The organism is Kribbella albertanoniae (genome assembly GCF_004348455.1).
GTDB lineage: Bacteria > Actinomycetota > Actinomycetes > Propionibacteriales > Kribbellaceae > Kribbella > Kribbella albertanoniae.
Genome location: NZ_SMKA01000061.1, coordinates 15,618 through 34,976 on the forward strand (window position 1 = coordinate 15,618; position 19,359 = coordinate 34,976).

Genomic DNA, 19,359 nt, shown 5'->3' on the forward strand with positions numbered 1-19,359 from the left:
CTCGGGTCGGGTTGCCGGCCGACATCGCCTGCTGTGCTTGGGGATCTGGTCAGCCGGGAGATCACCTGGCGGGGTTCTTACCGGTTCGACGACGAGATCACCGAGGCTGTCTTACTACGCTTGGGCTAGCGCTTCGGCGTACCAGGGCTTGATGATCCCGTCGATGATCGCGAGCCGCTCGTCGAACGGGATGAAGGCGGACTTCATCGCATTGATCGCGAACCACCGGAAGTCCGCCAGCCCGTAGTCGAAGGCCTCCGCCAGCAACGCCAGCTCGCGGCTCATCGACGTACCGGACATCAACCGGTTGTCGGTGTTGACCGTGACCCGGAAGCGCAGCTTGGTGAGCAACCCGATCGGGTGCTCGGCGATCGACTCGGCCGCACCGGTCTGCAGGTTCGAACTCGGGCACATCTCCAGCGGAATCCGCCGATCCCGCACGTACGCCGCCAGCCGCCCCAGCTCGACCTTCTCGCCGGCCGGGTCGTGGCTGATGTCGTCGATGATCCGCACACCGTGCCCGAGCCGGTCCGCCCCACACCACTGGATCGCCTGCCAGATCGACGGCAACCCGAACGCCTCGCCCGCGTGGATGGTGAAGTGCGCGTTCTCGCGCTGCAGATACTCGAACGCATCCAGATGACGGGTGGGCGGATACCCAGCCTCGGCACCCGCGATGTCGAACCCCACCACGCCCGCATCCCGGTACGCCACCGACAGCTCCGCGATCTCCATCGACCGCGCCTGATGCCGCATCGCCGTCAGCAACTGCCGCGCCACGATCGGCCGCTCCGCCACCGCCATCCCGTGCTCGAACCCCTCCCGCACGGCATCCACCACCTGCTCCAGCGACAACCCCTTGGTCAGATGCTGCTCCGGCGCATACCGAACCTCCGCATACACCACCCCGTCCGCCGCCAGATCCTGCACACACTCACTGGCCACCCGCTTGATCGCCTCAGCCGTCTGCATCACCGCCACCGTGTGATCAAACGTCTCCAGATACCGCTCCAACGACCCCGAGTCCGCCGACTCCACGAACCAGGCCCCCAGCTCGGCGGGATCCTCCCGCGGCACCTTGTGCCCGACATCCTTCGCCAGCTCCACCACAGTCCCCGGCCGCAACCCACCATCAAGATGGTCATGCAAAAGTACCTTCGGCGCTGCGTTGAGCTGTTCCGGCGTGATCATCCACCCATCTTGCCACCGGAGCCCATCTGCCCCGATCTGCCCCTGGATGCCCCAGGAATCCCTTCGTGTCGCGGGCGTGTCCCACGAAAGCGTTGCGGTATGAACGACAAGCCGCGCTTCGAAAGCGCCCCTGCCCGATCATCCCTACCCACTTGGTACCCCGAACTCCTGGACAGCATCTCCGAGGACGTCTCGACCGGCCACCGCCGCGCCGTCACGGCCGCGAACCAGGAGATGCTGCGGAGCTACTGGTCCATCGGACGGAAGATCCTCGTCCGCCAGTCCGAGGAAGGCTGGGGTGCCAGCGTCATCGACCGCCTGTCCACCGACCTCAAGTCCCGCTTCCCGGGCGCCACCGGTTACTCACCCCGGAATCTCCGCTACATGCGAACCTTCGCCGCCGCCTGGCCGGACGCGGAGTTTCTGCAACGCGCCGTTGCACAATTGCCATGGCGGCACCACGTGGCACTTCTGGGGAAGCTTGATGACGCCGAGTTGAGACTCTGGTACGCCGCGGCAGCCCTCGAGCGCGGGTGGAGTCGGGACATGCTCGCGATGCACATCGACGCCCGGTTCCACGAGCGAGCAGGCAAGGCGATCACCAATTTCGCGGAGACGATGCCGTCGGAGCGTTCCGATCTGGCGCAGCAGGCAACCCGCGATCCATACCTGTTCGACTTCCTCGGCACGACCGACGGCTGGCACGAACGAGAGGTCGAGCAGAAGCTCGTCGAACATGTCGGCAAGTTCCTGCTGGAGCTCGGCCAAGGCTTCGCGTTCATCGGGCAGCAGGTGCGGCTCGAGCTCGGTGGCGACGAGTTCTTCTGCGATCTGCTCTTCTACCACCTCGAACTGCGCTGCTACGTCGTCGTCGAACTGAAGGCGGTGAAGTTCAACGCAGCATTCCTCGGGCAGCTTGGGCTCTACATGGCCGTGGTGGACGACATCCTCGCGAAGGACGGGGACAAGCCGACGATTGGGCTGCTCTTGTGCCGGAACAAGAACGAGGTCGTCGCCGAGTACGCGCTGCGGGGTTACAAGGCGCCGATCGGCGTGGCCGAGTGGACCGAGGCGATCGAGAACTCGCTGCCGGAGGAGTTCCAGTCGGTGCTTCCTAGCGTCGCCACGCTGGAAGCGGAGCTGTCGGAGCAGGCGCCGGAGGCCTGACTCGCACCGCCATTTGTGCAAGTGACGCTTGCACAAATGGCGCTGGTCAATTCTGCAACGCTGCGTTGCAGAATTGACCGACGGCCTCAGGCCGGGTTGATGCGGAAGGCGGGGACGCCCGGGGCGACATGTTGGAGGACCTCGTCGGGGGAGTCTTTGGTGACGTCGCCTTCGAAGAAGGCTCCTACTTCCCAGGACCACTTCTTCAGGTAGAGGCGGAGGATGTCGGTCTTGTCGGCGTCGGCGAGCTCTTCGGCGTGGAAGGTTTCGGTGCTGCGGCCGAGTTGGAGGCGGGCTTCGGGGGTGGCGCGGAGGTTGCGGACCCATTGGGTGTGGCCGCGCGGGGCTACCAGGTAGCGCTGGCCGTCGAGAATCAGGAGGTTGACGGGGGTGCTGCGCCACTCGCCGGACTTGCGGCCGCGGACGGAGAGGACGCGGCTGCCCATCAGGCTGAGGCCGAGCTTGGTGAGCCGGGCGACGATCCGGTTGAAGACGCGCATGCTGCCCTCACCGCCGGTGAAGACGCGCTTGCTGTCGTAGGTCTGCTTGTACTCCGGCATCGCGGGCACTCCTTCTGAGCGGTTTGCGAGAGCAGTGCTCTCTGTTGTGATCAGTGAACACGTGAGCAGTGATCATTGTCAAGAGCACTGCTCTCGGTTTTGTGGCAGACTGGCGTCATGAGCGCTCCACGAACCGCCCGCGAGCGGGCCCGGGCCGAGCTGACCGGCGAGATCAAGGCGGCCGCGCGGCGGCAGCTGGAGACCAGCGGGGCCGAGAGTCTGTCCCTGCGGGCGATCTCCCGCGAGCTCGGCATGGTGTCGTCGGCGCTCTACCGCTACTTCCCGAGCCGGGACGAGCTGCTCACCGCGCTCGTCATCGACGCGTACGACGCCCTCGGCGAAGCGGCCGAGAGCGCGGCCCAGAAGGAGTACCCGCACCCCCGCGAAGCCTGGGTCGCCGTGTACGCCGCCGTCCGCGACTGGGCCCGTGCCAACCCGCACGAGTACGCGCTGATCTACGGATCCCCCATCACCGGCTACCAGGCCCCGCAGACGACCGTGCAGCCCGCGGCCCGGGTGCCGATGGTCCTGCTCAACATCCTCAGCCAGGCCCATGCGGAGGGTTGGCTGCCGGAGGTGGAGGCCCCAGAACCATCCGGTCGGCTGGCCGAGCAGGTCGACACCATCGCGCCGCTGGCACCCGGCGTACCGCGGCCGATGCTCCTGCGACTGGTGATCGCATGGACCCAGCTGTTCGGGATGATCAGCTTCGAGTTGTTCGGTCAGCTGGTCGGATCGATGGACCCGGCCGACGACTTCTTCCTCGAGACCAGCCGGCAGATGGCCAAGTACGTCGGGATCAGCTGAACGCCTTAGGGAGGGGTAGCGGCAACGCCCGCCGTACTCGAGCCACGTACTCCTCACGCGGGATCGAGATCGCACCCATCGTCGCCAGATGCTCGGTCACCCACTGGATGTCGAACACCCGCTCAGCCGCGTACTCGTCGTCCAGCAGCTCGATCAGCCCGGCCACCGCCGCCTTCGAACCATCGGTCTTGTGATGGAACATCGACTCCCCGGCGAACAGTCCGCCGATCGCGACGCCGTACAGGCCGCCCGCGAGCTCGTCGCCGTCCCAAGCCTCGACCGAGTGCACCCAGCCGAGCCGATGCAGTTCGGTGTACGACGCGATGATGTCCTGATCGATCCACGCCCCCGGCCGGCGCGGGTCCGCGCACGCCCGGATCACCTGGTCGAACGCCGTGTTCACCCGGATCTCGAACTTGCTCCGGGCCCGCCGTACCGTCCGCGTCGGCCGATACCCGGCGACCTCGATCACGCCGCGGTCCACCGGCGACCACCACAGCACCGAAGCGCGGTGGTCCGGCATCGGGAACAAACCTTGCCGGTACGCCGCCAATACCGTTCCCGGACGTAGATCCGCCCCACCGGCCACGACGTCACTGTCACCGGCGACCGACACCGGAGGGAAGTCCCACACAGACGCAGCAGGCTCGACAGGCACACACACATCCTGGACCACGGCAGGATTCCAGGGGACACCGAGGGTTTCTCCCGAGTGGCGTTGCGACGCAGCCCACGTACAGTTGAAGCACGCCTGGGTCACTGACGCGTGAGGTCCGGCGGGAAGGAGCACCGTGGCCGGAGTAGCCAGGTTCGTCGCCAGTAGTCTCGCGCCCGCCGCCCAGCGGTTCGCGCCCCAAGCAGCGGCGGGCGTACTGCGCCAGATCCTCGAGTTCGCCATCGACGGGTACCAGCGTTTCCCGAGCGCCGAGCGGGTCGCGGAGAACAAACTCGACAAGGTCGGCGGTGACGTCCAGCTCGCCATCGACGCCGTGGTCGACCAGCACATCCGGCTGGCCGGCGTGCAAGGCTTCGTCACCAGCATTGGCGGCCTGGTCACGCTCCCGGTCGCCCTCCCGGCGAACATGACCGGCCTGGCCATCGTGCAGGCCCGGATGGTCGCCGCGATCGCCCACCTGCGCGGCTACGACCTCGACGACCCCCGGGTCCGTACGGCGGTCATCACCTGCCTGCTCGGCGAGGACGGCGTCACCGACCGCCTGAAGAAGTCCAGCCTGGTCACGTCACCGCTCGCGATCGCCACCGCACCCGTCTTCGACCCCGAACTCGACCGCCAGGTCTCCACCGAGGTCGTCGCCGAACTGATCGCCCGGGTCAGCGGCAAACGAATGGCCATCACGGTCACCCGCCGGGTTCCACTCCTCGGCGGCGTGGTCGGAGGAGGGGTCGACGGCTGGTCGACGTACCGGATCGGTCAGTACGCCGACAAGAGCCTCATCCGCCGGATCCGCCGCCCGATCGAGCCCTAGCCGACCGTGGTCGCGCCGTTCTGGGGACCGACGCTCGACTGCCCGGACCCGCTCCGGCTGGCCGAGTTCTACCAACAGGTGGCCGGTGGCGAGCTCACCGTGGTGACAGCTGCGTTCGTCGAGCTGCGGTTCGACGCGTTCAGCCTCGGCTTCCAGCGCGACCTGAACTACCGAGCCCCGACCTGGCCGGATCCGCGCGTCCCACAGCAGTGTCACCTCGACTTCATGGCCGCGGACCTGGACTCCGAGCAGGCCCGCATCGTCGCAGCCGGCGCGGTCCCAACCGCCGTACAGCCAGAGCCGGCGACATTCCGTGTCTTCCTCGATCCGGCCGGCCATCCGTTCTGTCTGACCACGTGGCGGACGCCGAGCGGGCCGCCGGAATCACGTTGAGCTCAGCAGACCCCAGTCCCAAGCCACGTCAACAGCCGCCAAGCCTGGCTGCGTTGGACTCCATCGAACCGGCCGGGTAGCGGGCGCCGCACAGGGACGAGCCAGTCCACTGCGTCCGGAACGACCGCCAAGGACCGCTCTCCGTGGTGTACGAGCGTCCGCCGGGCTTGCAGACGTGGTACGAGTACCGGCCGGCGTACACCCGGGTCCCGGACCACACGACGTACCGGCGCTGCCTCGGAGGCACGGGAAACGTCCAGGTATCGGTGATCGACTTCGAGGTGGTCCACGATCCGGCGACCGCCAGCTTCGCGCCGATGGTGACGCTCGCCTTGGCGAGGATGACGCCGGCCTTCACCGACGCTTCCGCGGTGACGTCGATGCCGGCGGAGAACGTCCGGTCCTTCTTGATCGTGATCGATCGGGTCAGCGTGCTGCCCGGCGCGATCGAGATGCCTTGCATGTGGGTCGGTGCGTTGCTGACCTTGGTCCCGCTGATCGTCGCCCACTTCTCGCCGGCCTTGCAGACCTGCGGATAGGCCGACGCCGTACCCGGTGCGATCGCGATCAAGGCCGGTGCCGCCAAGGCCAGAACCGCTGTGATCCGGATCCCCCTACGAACCTTCATGAGTCACCTCTGTCCGTTTCCGGCACCCACTGTGAGCGCCGTGCAACAGACTGGCGCGGGCTGCTACGACCGAACAGGGACAAAGTGGTACACCACTGCCGTCAGCCTGGCGGTGTTGTTCCGTGAGCCGCGTAGACCTCTTCGGCGAGCGCCAGTTGTTCCCGCCCCTCGGCGCTGCGGCCCAGAGCGAGGTAGGTGTGCCCGAGCCCGGTCCGGACGCGCGCCTCGCGGTGCCACAGCTCCCGGCTCACCGCGATGTCCAAGCTCTCGAGGTAGACCGCCAACGCGTCCGTGTGCCGGCCGAGGTCACCATAGGCGGCGCCCAGCTCACACAACGCCTCGGCCAGAACGCCCCACCTGTCTTGCTCGCGGATACCGTCGACCGCCGCCAGCAGCACCGGGATCGCGGCAGCCGCTTGCCCGCACTCCCGCAACGACGATCCGGCACTGATGCGCATCCTGCACAGCACATTCACGTCGTCCTGCACGAGCGCGATCGCCCGCTCGAACGGCTCCAGCTGCCGCTCGGGCTCCCCGTTGCGTCCGTACAGCATGCCGAGCGTCAGCTGTGCCCACGCGCCGAGGTCGGCGGCCTCGGGTTCCCGTGCTATCAGCTCGAGCGCCTCATGGACAGACCGAAAGCCCTCCGGCGCGCGATCGGCCTGCTCGAGCATGTGGGCGAGGTTCACCAGCGAGCTGGTCAGGAACCGCGGCTGCCCGATCAACCGCGCCGCCTCCGTCGCCAGTGCCAACTGGTCCGCGGCCGCAGAGAAGTCGTCGAGTTCGCCGAGCGCCAGCCCCAGGTCGAAACGGACGAGTGCCGCGCTGACCGGGTCCGTCCGCAGCTCGACCACCTCGGCGGCTGCCCGGTTCACGTCGCGCCACTCCAACCACCGCTGCCGAGCCGGTCCGAAGACGTTCATCCCGACGGCGATCCGGACGGCGAGCTGCCGATCCTCCGCAGTACCCCGGACTGCCCGCCGTACCAGCTCGACCAGCGTGGTCCGGTCGGCGTCCAGCCAATCGAGGACCTCCTCGAGCTCGGTCAGATCACGTGCCTCCTCGGCCCAGGCAGCGTCCCGCCAGGCCGCGCTCATCGGCGCCTCGCCCGCCAACTCGTCCGCCCGCCAGAGCATCGCGAGGTAGCAGCGGAGCACCCGCTCCCCGACAAGCCGCTGGTCCTGAGTGCTCGCACCTTCACGACCCACAGCCCGGACCAGGTCGTGCAGCCGGTAGCGGTGCAGCGTCGGCGCCTCCAGCAGCTGTACGTCGACCAGTCGGTCGAGCAGCTCCTCCGTGTCGTCGAGCGTCCGTCCCAGCGCCGCGGCTGCGACCCGCAGCGGGAACTCGCCCGGGTCGAGCAGAGCCAGTACGCCGAACGCGTCCGCCGCATCCCGATCGGCTGCCACTGACCGCAGGTCGTCGATCGACAGCACGATCGACGCCCGGACACCGGTCTCCCCATCGGCAAGCTCGCCGAGCCGGGTGCTCGCATCGGCCAGCCGGTCCGCGAGTTCCTGCAGGGGCCGACCGGCCGACAGCCGGGTGCCGGCGATGCGGAGCGCGAGTGGCAGGTTGCCGCAGGCATGGACGACAGTCAGCGCCGCCTCGGGTTCGGCCGCGACGAGAGCCGCGCCGATGACCTCGCCGAGCAGCTGCAGCGCCTCGTCGTCGGACAGCACATCGAGCCTCAGATGCAGCGCACCGGCCAGCTGGTCGAGCAGTCGGCGGCTGGTGATCACCGCGGCCGATCCCGACGTACCGGGGATCAGTGGAGCGACCTGGTCCGCAGTGGCCGCGTCGTCGAGTACGACGAGGACCCGGCGACCCGCGATCGCGGTCCGATAGCGAGCTGTCGCCGCAGCGAGGTCGTCCGGGATCTCCTGCGCCGGTACGCCGAGGGTCCGGAGCAGGACAGCGATGGCCTGCAGCGGCGGGATCGGCTCGGACTCGCCGCGCAGGTTCAGGTAGATGCGGCCGTCGGGGAACTCGTCCTCGACGAGGTGGCCGACGTGCACCGCGAGCGTGGTCTTACCGACTCCGCCCATCCCGGTCACCGCGGAGATCACGACACTCGTCGGGTGCGCAGGCTGACCGGTCCGCCGCAGGAGCTCGGTCAGCGTCCGCACCGGCTCGGTCCGGCCGACGAAGTCCGTGACACCGGCCGGCAGGCGGTCAGGGGTTTCGGTAGGGCGGCGAGCAGCTTGCTCGAGCAGATCCCGGTCGTCGTCGGCGAGCTGCAAGGCGTTGGCCAGGCTGCTCACGGTGAGCGCGCGGGGGTAGCGGCGCCGCCCGATCTCGAGCGTGCGGATCGCCTCCACGCTGAGCCCGGCGCGTTCGGCGAGCTGCTCCTGCGTGAGTCCGGCCTCGGCTCGGTACCGACGTAACAGTTCAGGTACGCCGCTCACGTCGTACTCGCCGCTCGGCCGGCCAGGAGCCAGCCGTGCAGATCCGCGGGTGACCACGACGGCCGACCGACCATCCGCACGGCCGCTCGCCGCAAGGCGGTCGGCATCCCACCGCACAACTCGACGACCGCGAGAGTCGACGCCAGGTCCTGCTGCCATCGATCGGGGCCCGCGATCCGGTGCAGCAGCCGCACCGCGTCCGGGGCCGGGAGACCGCCAAGCTCAACACAGTTCGCCGTCACCTGGGGAAGCGGCTGCCTGCTGGTGACCACGACCGTCCCTTTCGTTGCCCTAGGCACCTGTTCTGGGGATTCGACGTTGTCGAGTACGACGAGCCCACCCTCGGGGATCCGGATCGAAGCCGCCGTACAGGGGTGGTTGACGAAGATCTCGCCGGCCGGAAACGTGACCCGCCGCGCCGCGTGAACCGCCAAGGCGGTCTTGCCCGAGCCGGCTGGCCCACTGATCACGATCGTTCCGGGCGCGGCCAGGAGCCCGACCAACCGCCGTACCTCATCGACGCGGCCGGTGAAGTCCTGAACATCCGCCGGGAGTTCGTGGGGCACAGCTTCCCGGTTCGGTCCCGCCGCCGCAACGAACCCGGCTCGCTCCGCTCCGGTCAGGCCGAGCGCGTCGGCCAGCGACTGCAGCGTGTCCTCGCGCGGAGACTTCCGCCGGCCGGATTCGAGACTCCTGATGGTCTCGAAACCCACCCCGGACCGCTCGGCCAGGCCCGCCTGCGTCAGCTGGGCCGCGCCGCGGAACCGGCGCAGCAACTCACCGAACGAGGAATCCACTGGTACCGCCCCCGATCCGTTGCCCGAAGGGGCACCGGAATGCTACCGGGAGTGACGGGTCAGCCGGCGAGGGCCTGTACGACGCGGCTCGGCGAGGGCTTGCCGAGTTGTCCGGCCATCCAGACGCTGGTCTCGACGAGCTTGGGCAGGTCGACGCCGGTGCTGATGCCGAGACCGTTGAGCTGCCACAGCAGATCCTCGGTGGCGAGGTTGCCGGTGGCGGATTCGGCGTACGGGCAACCGCCGAGGCCACCGGCCGAACTGTCGACCGTGGTGACGCCTTCGCGGAGGGCCGTCAGAGTGTTGGCCAGTGCTTGGCCGTAGGTGTCGTGGAAGTGGACGGCGAGCTTGTCGGTGCCGACACCGGCCTTGCTGAAGGCCGAGATCAGGGCGGTGACGTGGCCCGGGGTCGCGACGCCGATCGTGTCGCCGAGGGAGAGCTCGTGGCAGCCGAGATCGACCAGCCGGGCGCCGACCGTCACGACCTGGTCGATCGGTACGTCGCCCTCCCACGGATCGCCGTAACACATCGACACGTAGCCGCGGACGGTCAATCCCGCGGCCAGCGCCCGCTCGACGGTCGGAGTGAACATCGCGAACTGTTCGTCGACCGTCGAATTCAGGTTCTTCGCCGCGAAGGTCTCGGTGGCACTGGCGAAGATCGCGATCTCGCGCACCCCAGCCGCGAGGGCACGGTCCAGGCCGCGCTCGTTCGGCACCAGGACCGGCGCGCGGACGTCGTCGGGCAGATCGAGCTGATCGAGCAGCTCGGTCGCGTCGGCGAGCTGAGGGACCCACTTCGGGGACACGAAACTGGTCGTCTCCACGGTCCGCAGACCGGCCTCGATCAGCCGGCGGATGAACTCCGCCTTGACCTTGACGTCGACGATCGCGGACTCGTTCTGCAGTCCGTCCCGCGGGCCGACCTCGTAGATCGTGACCTGATTGGGCAGTCCCTCGGCCTGCACCAGCTGCGGTGTCCGCATCTCACCTCCACGTGGGTGGGTTCTCCACCACAATGGCTCATGATGACAACTCTGTCCGACATTCTGCGCGGCGTCGAAGGCGGCGTCTTCCCAGATCCCGATCCGGGCGTGACGGTTGTCTCAGCACCGTCCGCCCGGAAGACCTCGTCGCGCAGGCCGCCGCGGCCTTGGTCCCTGCTGATTCTTCTAGTGACAGGGCTCGACGGAGCGGCCGGCGGAAGCGATGGCGGTGACGTTGGTGAGCGTGGTCGGTAGGGCGATTCGGGGAGTCAGCGTGCCGTCTGCACGGCGGCGCCGGGTGTAGACCTGACCGGCGGAGGTCGCCGTGATCTGCAGCTCGCCGCCGACCGAGGATGCCGCGACCTGATCGGCCTGGTCACCGGTCTGGGTCGGCCATTGCCAACTGCCGTCGGTGTGCTGGATCGCGTAGTACAGCTGGCCGCCCGCAGCGATCACCACCATCATCTCGTCGCCGACCACGGTGACGGCCACCGAGGTGATACCTGCCATCGTGACGAACAGGTTCCGCGAACTCCAGGTGCCGTTGCCATGCCGCACCCGGTGGTAGATCCGCCCGGACCCTTCGACCTGGATCAAATGGAAGGTGCCGTGGAACTCGGTGGCGGCCACCAGGTTCGCGGCGTCGCCGAGCCGGTTCGGGCCGTCCCAGCGGCCGTCCGGGAACTGCATCAAGTGGTGGACGACCCCGCCCGCGGCGAACGCCACCTGCAGGCAGCCGAGCGTCACCGCGGCCGTCATCGACGACACGCCTCGGAGCTCGCCGAACAGGTTCCGGGTGCTCCAACTGCCGTCCACGGCTCGCGCCCGGTGGTAGATCGCGTCGCCGGTCATCTCCATCACGTTCAACCCACCGCTGAACTCGGATGCGGCCACCAGCCGGGCCGGGCCACCCAGCGGGTTCGGGCCGGCCCAGCTGTCGTCAGCCTGCTGGATCCCGTGGTGCACGGCGCTGTCCGAGGCCAGAATGAGTTGCACCTGCGGATCGAGCGCCGTACCGGGCGCATCCAGCCGGTAGAGCGCAGCCGCGCCGGGGGCAAGCGAGACCGTGAGTGACGCCGAGCTCGGCTGGGCCGTGTAGGTCCTGGTCGCCGGGTCGAATCGCGAGATGCCGGTCACCGTCGCGGTATTGACGTTCACGGTCGCCTGCGCGGCCGCCGTGTGGGACCAGTTCGCCACCAGCAACCACCTGGTCAGCGGCTTGCGATCCTTACTACGGAAGGTGCCGAGGACGACCGGATTGCCGGAGGTACCGGTCACGAACGCGTCCGGGGTGAACGGCTGGGTGGCGGGCGGGCGCGATCCGTTCGCGTGCACGACCCGCTCCGACACAAGCGGCTTCAGCTCGGCACCGGCGGGAGCTAGCCAGCTGGCGTGCAGCGCCTTGGCGGCGTCGTAGAGCGGAGACCGGTTGCCTTCGTAGTCGATCAGCGCGGGGCCGTAGTTCGAGGGCGTCCCCGGCGGCTCCGGTGACCAGTAGCAGAAGTACTGGATGCCCTTACAGCCGTACGCCAGACTGAGGTTGACCTGCCACGCAAGGTCCGCGGCCGTCGGCGTCCGATAGTGGATATGCTTGACCGACAGGATGTAGATCCAGGTCGGAACGCCGGCGCCCAGGCCGGCCGCCCGGAACTCCTGCCACTCGGCGCAGTAGCCGGCGGAGTTGGAGCCGTCAGCCAGCAACGGATAGCGGTCGTACGACAGCATTTGCGGCTTGACGGTGCTGGCGAACTGGTGAATGTAGTTTCGCCAGCCTCCCGGCACGCCGTCGGGGAACAGGTTGATGTTCAGGAGCAGGTTCGGGGCCGCTGCACGTAGTGCGGCCGAACCAGCTGCGAACCGCGGGAGCTCATCCGGGTGCGGCTCGTCGGTCAGCCGGAAGCCGGCGAACGACGGATGCCGGGTGTATTCGTTGCGCAGTTCCAAGGCCTTCTCGGGCCAGTTGACGACTACTGCCTTCAGCCCGACCTGGTCGGTGAAACCCAATGTGGTGTGGTTCTTCGCCACCTCCGCGTCGGCATCGCTCGCGCCGACGAAGGTCCAGTTGAATCCGCTGTCCTTCATCTCCTGGAAGCGCTCCAGGAGATTGAACCTGTCTTGCATCGACGGCGGCCAGAACGCGCCGATCGGGAACTCCGGCCCGGACAGAATCGGCCACTGCAAGCAGGCGTCGGCGGGAGCGGCAGCTGCAGCGGCCTGAGTGGTCTGGGCAGCCGCCGTACTGGCGGGCAGGAAGGGCACGACACCCGCCGCAGCGGCCAGCTGCAGGAGCCTGCGGCGGTCGATCGTCGGCGTGTGTGATGCGCTGGACTCATCTGTCATGGCAGCTCCTCATCCGGACTTCGGGGCGATGGAAGTCGAGCACGGACGGCGCGGGCAGGCCAGCAATGAAATCCCTGTCGAAGAGCGCTAATACAGTCGAAGGACGGCGAGCTTGGAGGGAATTGTGGACACGCCCACTTCGGCGCAGATCGCCCGCACCTTCGGCCTCGGCACGGCCGGGGGCGACCTCGTTCACATCCGGCGCGGCGATTCCGATGCCTGGCGTCTGAGGACTTCCGGTGGGAGCTATTTCGTCAAGGGGTACCTGGAGGACTCGAGCGAGCAACTGACGCTGGCGATGGCATTCGAGCGCCGGGCACTAGCGGCGGGCGTCGACATGCCGTCGCCGATCATGCCCGTCGATCCGGTCCTCGGTTGGGCGATTCGCCTTGCTGGTCAGTGGTTTCGGGCCTACCGATGGATCGAGCACGACATGACTCAGGCCGCCGTCGACATCGCGCCCTGGCTTGGCCGGACGATGCTGCGCGTCCATCAGGTGGAGCCGATGGGCCACGTCGGTCTGCCTGAGTGGTGGCGGTCGGCGGTCCCGCAACCTGAGGTCTGGGAGGGTTGGCTCGCGACGGCTCGGGAGCGTGACGTCGCGTGGGCGGGGCTGCTGGGGGACTGCCTGCCGGCGATCCTCGCGGTCGGCGAACGCATCGCCGGGCTTTCGGAGGTTGCCGCGGACGTTGTGCGCACTCACGGCGATTTCAAGGACCACAACATCGTCAGGTCTGCGGCTGGCCCTGTACTGGTCGACTGGGACAGCGTTCGGACCGACAGCGCTGCGCTTGAGGCGGGACGATCGGCGTACCTGTTCGGAGGCGGGGAGCCCTTACAGATCAGGAGAATTCTTGCTGCGTACGTCGCTGCCGGCGGCGAACTCGACTGGGCCGGACCCGACCTGTTCCTCGGCGTCGCCCGACATCACGTCCAGGTTCTGGCTGAGCAGATCCGGGTGTCGCTTGGGGAGGCTGCCCCCGCTCGCTGGATGGGCGATCGCACGACGATCGAGACCGCCATTGGTACGCGCCTCCGCGACCTTCCCGGCACGCTCGAGCGCCTGCGTTATCTGGCTCGTGAGACTTCCAGCGAATAGGGTTCGAGCGTGAGGTCTGCCACGGTAGAGGTGCAGGGAAGCTGGCTGCAGTACGTCGAGGTGGGCGCCGGTGATCCGGTGCTGTTCCTGCACGGCAACCCCACTTCGTCGTACCTGTGGCGAAACGTCATCGGTGCGGTGGCGCGAGCGGGCCGGCGGTGCATCGCCCTCGACCTGATCGGCATGGGCGGTTCAGGCAAGCCCACCCTCGACTACCGGCTCGTCGACCATCTGGGTTTCGTCGAGGCCTTCGTCGAAGCATTGGAGCTGTCCGACCTCACTCTGGTCGGGCACGACTGGGGCGCCGTGATCGCCTTGGACCACGCGCGACGCTTCCGCGATCGGGTTCGAGGGGTCGCGTTCATGGAAGGCCACCTGCGCCCCATCGCCCGGTGGAGCGACATGGACGAAGGCAGCCGGGGACTCTTCCAGAGAGTGCGGACGCCGGGTGTCGGTGAGCAGTTGATCATCCAGGAGAACTTCTTCGTCGAGGAAGTTCTGCCTGCTGGGATCCTCCGCACGCTGAGCCAGGAGGAGCTGGACGCCTACCGAGCGCCGTACCGCGATCCTGCCGCTCGGCTTCCGGTCTGGCGGTGGCCACAAGAGATCCCGATCGAGGGCGCACCCGCCGACGTGGCAGCGATCGTTACCGCCAACCAGGCCGTGCTGGCCGACCCGGACCTACCGAAGCTCCTGCTCCATGCGAATCCTGGCGCGGTGATCGGGCCCGCCGAGGTCGCCTGGTGCCGTGAGCACGGACAAGCGCTAACCATCGTCGACCTCGGACCAGGCACGCACTTCCTCCCCGAGGACCGCCCAACCGAGATCGCCACAGCACTCAACAACTGGCTCAGCCGTTGGGGTTGAACGCGATGCCGGACGGCTTGGCTCGGCTCAGCTCGGTGGGGAACCTGTCGTCCTTCAGGGGGAAGTTGGCCTCGCCCCACGATGCCGAGTTCAGCTTGTCGCGCAGGTCGGTGCGGAGATTGGTCCAGCTGAGGAGTGCGGGCTCGTCCCAGCCACCGTTCCCCCAGGCCTCGGCCTGCTCACCGGCTCCCGCGAACCGCATGATGTGCGTGCTGCCGCCGTCCTTGTGGTAGACCGCTCGCACGCGGAGGCCGCTCTTGTTCGGGACGTTGTTCCACGACCGGGTCTCGTACTGACCGTGCCGCGACACCGACACGAAGCCCGGCGTAGACATGTCCTGCGGCACCCACATCACGACGCCCTCCCAGTCGTGGCGATGCGAGGTGGGGGTGCAGCCGGCGCAGCTCATGTCCTTCTCGAAGTAGAGCGCGTAGATGATCGCGCACCAGCCGTTGTTGCACTTGGATCGCGCGTACGTGTTGGCCTTGCCGAGGTGGTTGCTGCGGCACTGACCGGTGACCGGACCGCTGTCGTCGAGCCCGCCGTTGAGCTTCCCGCTGTTGTCGATCGCCGCGACCGGCAAGCAGCCGTCGGTGTCATAGTCGAAGTACGGCTGATACGACCACTGGAACTCGGTCGCGTTGCCCGGCAACGGCGTCAGCACAGCAGCCGACGCCGGCAACGCCGAACCAACCGTCAGAACGCCGATCACCCCAAGGGCCACAACGGCCATGGCACGCCGGGCAAACGGTCTGAACTTTTCGGTGGGGAACATGGGCTGTGCTCCTGATCGCTCGACAGACAAGGCACCTGCAGAAATCGAGCAGACACTAGCGATCCCACGCCCATCCCGGAACAGCAATTTGCCCATCCAGCTGAACATTCACCTCCCGTTCTCATGGCAGGGCGGCGCACCTTCTGACGGCCGCAGGGCAATACCCCGGCATCTCAAGTCATTCCGGCGTTTTGGCGAAGTCGGAGCATCGTTGCCCCAGCACCAAGCCAGGAGGGCTTGATCTCGGGTTGACGACCTATGAAGCCCGCGATCACCTGCGCGGGGAGCCAGAAGGAGCTGGATGCGTACCGCGCCGTACTTGGATCCTGCGGTGCGGCTGCCGGTCTGGCAGTGGTTGCAGGACATCTCAGTCGTGGGGCACCCGCCGACGTGGCAGCGATCGTTGCGGCCAAGCAAGCCGTGCTTGCCGACCCGATCTACCGAAGCTCCTGCTCCCTGCGAGTCCTCGCGGGGTGATCGGGCCCGCCGAGGTCCCTGGAAGAGTTGGTCCGGCGGCTTGGGGAGCGCTACACCCGACCGGTAGCAATCCCCAGCCCCCGGAAGATGGTCGGCAGATCCCCCGGTCCCGTTCGGGGAGCATGGTGGCCGCTATCCAGCTGATTTTGGGGGTGGCCTTCAGTCGGCGGATTCGAGGGGGGATCCTCCCCGGACTGGTTTGAGAACAGGGCAGTTGCTCCCCGAACCCGCTTGCGGAGTTGGCTAGCCACAGAGTCGATTGACGTCACCCCGGGTCGCCTAACCAACCGGCCTTGGGGCCAGCCCCTGAGATCGTCTGATCAATCGTCCGGTGGATCCTTCAAGATCCGATGGGTGCCGGTCGGGTTGACGTGCAGTACGAAGCCGTGGGGTGTTGTCCATTCGATCGTTTTGGCGTCGATGCGGCGGACTTTCCATCCGGCGGCGTGCGTCTTCACCCGGTGGCCGAAGCGGCTCAGCGGTATGAGGTTCAGGGTGTTCGTCTGGCCCGGCGGGCCGAGCGAGTCGTAGGGCTGGATGTGGTCGAGGTCGATGCTGTTGGTGGTTTCGCGGGTGCCGTAGGGGAATTGTTCGGTGGGGTGGGTGAGTTTGACGTGTTCGCGGATCCGGTCGGTGGTTTCGTAGGCGTCGGAGCTGATGGCCTTGTTGAGGTCGATGACCGGCTTGACCACGTAAGGCCCGTAGCCGACGGTGTCGGTGAATTGCTCGGCCAGCAGCGGGCCGAGGTCTTCTACGCGCAGGACTCCGGTGCCGGTGGCGAGGGTGTGGTCGGTGAGGTGCACGTACACCACGGTTTTGCCCGGGCGAGCCGGGGCAGGCCGCTCGCCGCGTGGCCGGGTGTGGGCGTCGTGTTTGATCTGGGCCAGCCGGGCCGCGAGGGCACGCAACTCGTCCGGGGTCATTGATTGGCCTGTCTCGGGCGGGCCTTCGCTGGGTGGTTCGAAGGGGTCTACTGTCCAGGCGTCGCTTGGGTCGAGGGGGTCTGGGAGGTCGCTCTCGGCTGGGTGGGGCGCCTCATCATCCACGCCGGGCTCGTTGTGCAGGCCGGGGGCGACGCGGCGGCCGGGGGCTGCGTTCACACCGCTTGTCCGGTCAGCCGGCATGCCGTTGCCTGTAGCAACATTGCGGGGCGGTGCCGCTGGGTCGGATGCGGCGGCAGGCGCAGCAACGGGGTCAGGCGCGGCGGCGGAATCGGGCGCAGGAGTGAGTGCGGGCGCAGGCGGGGGCAGAAGGGTGGGCGCAGGCGTCGGCGCGGGTGCGGGTGCATGCGCGGGAGCGGACGCAGGCGCAGGAGTGCACCCGGGCGCGGATGCGTGCGCGGGAGCAGGAACAGACCCAGGAGTGGAGGCAGGCTCAGGCGATGCCCCGGCAGTAGACACGGGAGCGGGGGCCGGCGCGGGAGTCGCACCCGACGCGGGGCCGGGGTCGGGCGTGGGACTCGCATCCGGTGCGGGTGTGGGGCCTGAGGCGGGATCGGAGTCAGGCGCGGAGGTCGCATCCGGGGTGGTGGGGCCGTGTTCTTGGGTTTGGGCGAGGAGTTCGTTGGTGAAGGCGGTGTCGGGCAGGATGCCGACCGCTTCTGCGCGGCGGAGCTGGACGCTGCGCTTGTCGCCGAGGGCCAGCAGGGCGTCGGCGATCTCGTCGATCTTTGCCTTGTGCCGCAGGACCGCCCCCGAAGACGCCTTGATCACACACGTCTTGGTGCCGTGCTCGTCGGAGCGGCCTACCCAGACACCGCGCTCGTCGGTCTTCTCAGCGGCCTCGGCCTTCGCCAGGTCGGGGTCGGCGTGAATCTTCGCGGCTTTGATGATCTTGGCCAGCCGAGTCGGTGAGATCGTGTCCAGCAGGTGCGCGACGCGCTTGTCGACGTACAGCGCAGCCGCCAGCGACAGCTTCTCGCAGTCACGGGCGAGGTTGCGCGCCTTCCACGCCGTGACCTCCTCGCTCAGCACCCTCGCCCAGACGAACGGGAACCGGTGCCGCAACGCCAGCGCGTTCGCGAGATAGTCCCGCGCCACACCCTGGGACACCCCGACCACCGCGCCGTACTCGGAGACACAGAACTCCAAGACGGGTGGGCAGCCGTCCCCGCCGAGCACCACCGCACGCTCGCGGCCATCACTCGCACGACGCCCTGGGCGCTCCGGCGCCACGTCAGGATGGAAGCGGTCGGCGTACACGACGGCATGAACGAGGGAGCGTGCGGCTGACCGGGCTTCGGTCGCGCGTTCTTCGGCGGCCGACTCCAGCAAGTCGGCCGTCGACAGCATTGACAGCTCCGTCTCGAACATGTGTTCTAATATAGTCACGGAACGATAACGAGGCAAATCGGCCTTGCAGACAAGGGATAGCGCGATCTCGAGGAGGTCAGTCTCGGTGGTAGGTGCGGGTTTCGCCGGCGTAGAAGGTGCCTCGGTAGTTGCCGTGGATGATCTCGGCCTCGTAGCCGTCAAGTTCGGGAGCGCCGAGGGCGTGGGCGATGGCGAGTTCGGCCTGGGCGTCGTACGGGACGCGGACGAACTGGATGGAGAACGGGGCTGGGACGGCGGAGTTCTCGACGCCTTCGAGGATCGTGTAGACGGGCGTCGGGTCGTTGAGGCTATTGCCGACCGAGCCGACGTTGATGAGCGTGCGGCCCAGGTCGCATTCGAGGTAGGCATCGTGGGTGTCGCCGTAGGCAACCACTGTCGGGACGGGACCGTCGCCGGTGGCGGGGGTGTTCTCGAACATGCTCCGGTACGCCGCTTCGTCGTGGTCGAAGTAGACCCGGTGATGCACCGTGGTTGCGGAGGCGTGGAACAAGCGGATCTGGCGGCCGCTCAGCTGGAAGTCGTGGCAGAACGGGAGATTGCGCAGCCAGGTGTGCTGGTCTGCGCGGAGTTCGTGCCGCCACCAGTGCATGCTGCCGCCGGCCGGGTACTCGCGATCCGGATCGGGGAGGAAGTCGTCCCAATTGCCGAGGATGTTGACCTCGCAGACCTCGCGGCAGCGGTCGACCACCGCCTGGCCGCGCGGGCCTTTGCCGACGTAGTCACCGAGGTTGAAGATCCGGGTGATACCGCGGGCCTCGATGTCCGCGAGGACGGCTTCGAGTGCGGTGAGGTTGCCGTGAACGTCCGAGATGAGGGCGATCCGCTCGAGCTGCATGTCCGCCATCGTTCAAGCCCGCCCGGTCGACGGCAAGCTGTTTCTCACCAACCGCCCGAGGGACCGTCGTACTCGGAGGAAGCGGCGCCGCTGGTCGCGTACGTCCGGGAGGAACGCGACGACGAGCCACCGGATGCTCCGGACGGGCCTCCGCCCGACGAGCCGCCGTACGAGCCACCGCCACCACCGCCCCCGCTCCGGCCGGCGCC

18 protein-coding genes are annotated in these 19,359 nt (G+C 67.9%); 7 read left to right on the top strand and 11 right to left on the bottom strand.

Going from position 1 to position 19,359, the window contains the following annotated elements; all coding sequences use genetic code 11:
• Window positions 1-114 precede the first annotated feature (114 nt).
• Window positions 115-1,191, bottom strand: a complete 1,077-nt coding sequence (locus E1261_RS16045; protein ID WP_132407403.1) for an adenosine deaminase — start codon at window positions 1,189-1,191, stop codon at window positions 115-117.
• 99 nt (window positions 1,192-1,290) lie between these two features.
• Here E1261_RS16045 and E1261_RS16050 point away from each other — a divergent pair, with 99 nt between their 5' ends.
• The gene (locus tag E1261_RS16050) at window positions 1,291-2,358 is read left to right on the top strand and encodes a PDDEXK nuclease domain-containing protein (RefSeq protein ID WP_132407405.1); all 1,068 of its coding nucleotides are present in this window, start codon (window positions 1,291-1,293) and stop codon (window positions 2,356-2,358) included.
• A gap of 86 nt (window positions 2,359-2,444) precedes the next feature.
• Here the strand turns inward: E1261_RS16050 and E1261_RS16055 are convergent, their stop codons facing one another.
• Window positions 2,445-2,918 carry a nitroreductase family deazaflavin-dependent oxidoreductase gene (locus E1261_RS16055; protein WP_132407407.1) on the bottom strand — a complete coding sequence of 158 codons (474 nt, stop codon included), beginning with the start codon at window positions 2,916-2,918 and terminating at the stop codon, window positions 2,445-2,447.
• 117 nt (window positions 2,919-3,035) lie between these two features.
• Between E1261_RS16055 and E1261_RS16060 the strand changes: the two genes are divergently transcribed.
• Complete coding sequence (locus E1261_RS16060) at window positions 3,036-3,725, top strand: TetR/AcrR family transcriptional regulator (RefSeq protein WP_132407409.1); 690 nt, start codon at window positions 3,036-3,038, stop codon at window positions 3,723-3,725.
• On the opposite strand, the gene aat is transcribed toward E1261_RS16060, so the two are convergent.
• Window positions 3,718-4,383 (bottom strand): leucyl/phenylalanyl-tRNA--protein transferase, encoded by a 666-nt coding sequence (gene aat / locus E1261_RS16065; protein WP_132407411.1) that lies wholly within the window; start codon window positions 4,381-4,383, stop codon window positions 3,718-3,720. The genes E1261_RS16060 and aat overlap by 8 nt on opposite strands.
• A gap of 133 nt (window positions 4,384-4,516) precedes the next feature.
• Between aat and E1261_RS16070 the strand changes: the two genes are divergently transcribed.
• Both E1261_RS16070 and E1261_RS16075 read left to right on the top strand, forming a co-directional pair.
• Window positions 4,517-5,212, top strand: a complete 696-nt coding sequence (locus E1261_RS16070) for an EcsC family protein (protein WP_132407413.1) — start codon at window positions 4,517-4,519, stop codon at window positions 5,210-5,212.
• 6 nt (window positions 5,213-5,218) lie between these two features.
• Window positions 5,219-5,605 (top strand): VOC family protein, encoded by a 387-nt coding sequence (locus tag E1261_RS16075; RefSeq protein ID WP_132407415.1) that lies wholly within the window; start codon window positions 5,219-5,221, stop codon window positions 5,603-5,605.
• Between the two features lie 28 nt (window positions 5,606-5,633).
• Here the strand turns inward: E1261_RS16075 and E1261_RS16080 are convergent, their stop codons facing one another.
• The 5 genes from E1261_RS16080 to E1261_RS16100 form a co-directional block, all read right to left on the bottom strand.
• Window positions 5,634-6,233: a hypothetical protein gene (locus tag E1261_RS16080; RefSeq protein ID WP_132407417.1), complete on the bottom strand. Its 600-nt coding sequence runs from the start codon at window positions 6,231-6,233 to the stop codon at window positions 5,634-5,636.
• A gap of 101 nt (window positions 6,234-6,334) precedes the next feature.
• On the bottom strand, window positions 6,335-8,641 hold the full coding sequence (locus E1261_RS16085; RefSeq protein WP_165952525.1) for an ATP-binding protein: 2,307 nt from the start codon (window positions 8,639-8,641) through the stop codon (window positions 6,335-6,337).
• On the bottom strand, window positions 8,638-9,438 hold the full coding sequence (locus E1261_RS16090; RefSeq protein ID WP_132407421.1) for a helix-turn-helix domain-containing protein: 801 nt from the start codon (window positions 9,436-9,438) through the stop codon (window positions 8,638-8,640). Before E1261_RS16090 ends, E1261_RS16085 begins: the two co-directional genes overlap by 4 nt.
• A gap of 59 nt (window positions 9,439-9,497) precedes the next feature.
• Window positions 9,498-10,424 (bottom strand): hydroxymethylglutaryl-CoA lyase, encoded by a 927-nt coding sequence (locus E1261_RS16095; protein WP_132407423.1) that lies wholly within the window; start codon window positions 10,422-10,424, stop codon window positions 9,498-9,500.
• Window positions 10,425-10,610: 186 nt separating this feature from the next.
• Window positions 10,611-12,764, bottom strand: a complete 2,154-nt coding sequence (locus E1261_RS16100; RefSeq protein ID WP_132407425.1) for a PLL family lectin — start codon at window positions 12,762-12,764, stop codon at window positions 10,611-10,613.
• A gap of 124 nt (window positions 12,765-12,888) precedes the next feature.
• Here E1261_RS16100 and E1261_RS16105 point away from each other — a divergent pair, with 124 nt between their 5' ends.
• Window positions 12,889-13,863 (top strand): aminoglycoside phosphotransferase family protein, encoded by a 975-nt coding sequence (locus E1261_RS16105; protein WP_165952526.1) that lies wholly within the window; start codon window positions 12,889-12,891, stop codon window positions 13,861-13,863.
• 9 nt (window positions 13,864-13,872) lie between these two features.
• Entirely contained in the window at window positions 13,873-14,730 is an 858-nt protein-coding gene (locus E1261_RS16110) for a haloalkane dehalogenase (protein ID WP_132407429.1), read from the top strand.
• On the opposite strand, the gene E1261_RS16115 is transcribed toward E1261_RS16110, so the two are convergent.
• On the bottom strand, window positions 14,714-15,505 hold the full coding sequence (locus E1261_RS16115) for an NPP1 family protein (RefSeq protein ID WP_132407431.1): 792 nt from the start codon (window positions 15,503-15,505) through the stop codon (window positions 14,714-14,716). The genes E1261_RS16110 and E1261_RS16115 overlap by 17 nt on opposite strands.
• A gap of 258 nt (window positions 15,506-15,763) precedes the next feature.
• On the opposite strand from E1261_RS16115, the gene E1261_RS16120 reads away from it, so the two are divergent.
• Entirely contained in the window at window positions 15,764-15,982 is a 219-nt protein-coding gene (locus E1261_RS16120) for a hypothetical protein (RefSeq protein ID WP_132407433.1), read from the top strand.
• A gap of 320 nt (window positions 15,983-16,302) precedes the next feature.
• On the opposite strand, the gene E1261_RS16125 is transcribed toward E1261_RS16120, so the two are convergent.
• The gene (locus E1261_RS16125; RefSeq protein WP_132407435.1) at window positions 16,303-18,294 is read right to left on the bottom strand and encodes a 13E12 repeat family protein; all 1,992 of its coding nucleotides are present in this window, start codon (window positions 18,292-18,294) and stop codon (window positions 16,303-16,305) included.
• A gap of 76 nt (window positions 18,295-18,370) precedes the next feature.
• Window positions 18,371-19,150 carry a metallophosphoesterase family protein gene (locus tag E1261_RS16130; protein ID WP_132407437.1) on the bottom strand — a complete coding sequence of 260 codons (780 nt, stop codon included), beginning with the start codon at window positions 19,148-19,150 and terminating at the stop codon, window positions 18,371-18,373.
• Window positions 19,151-19,359: the final 209 nt, after the last annotated feature.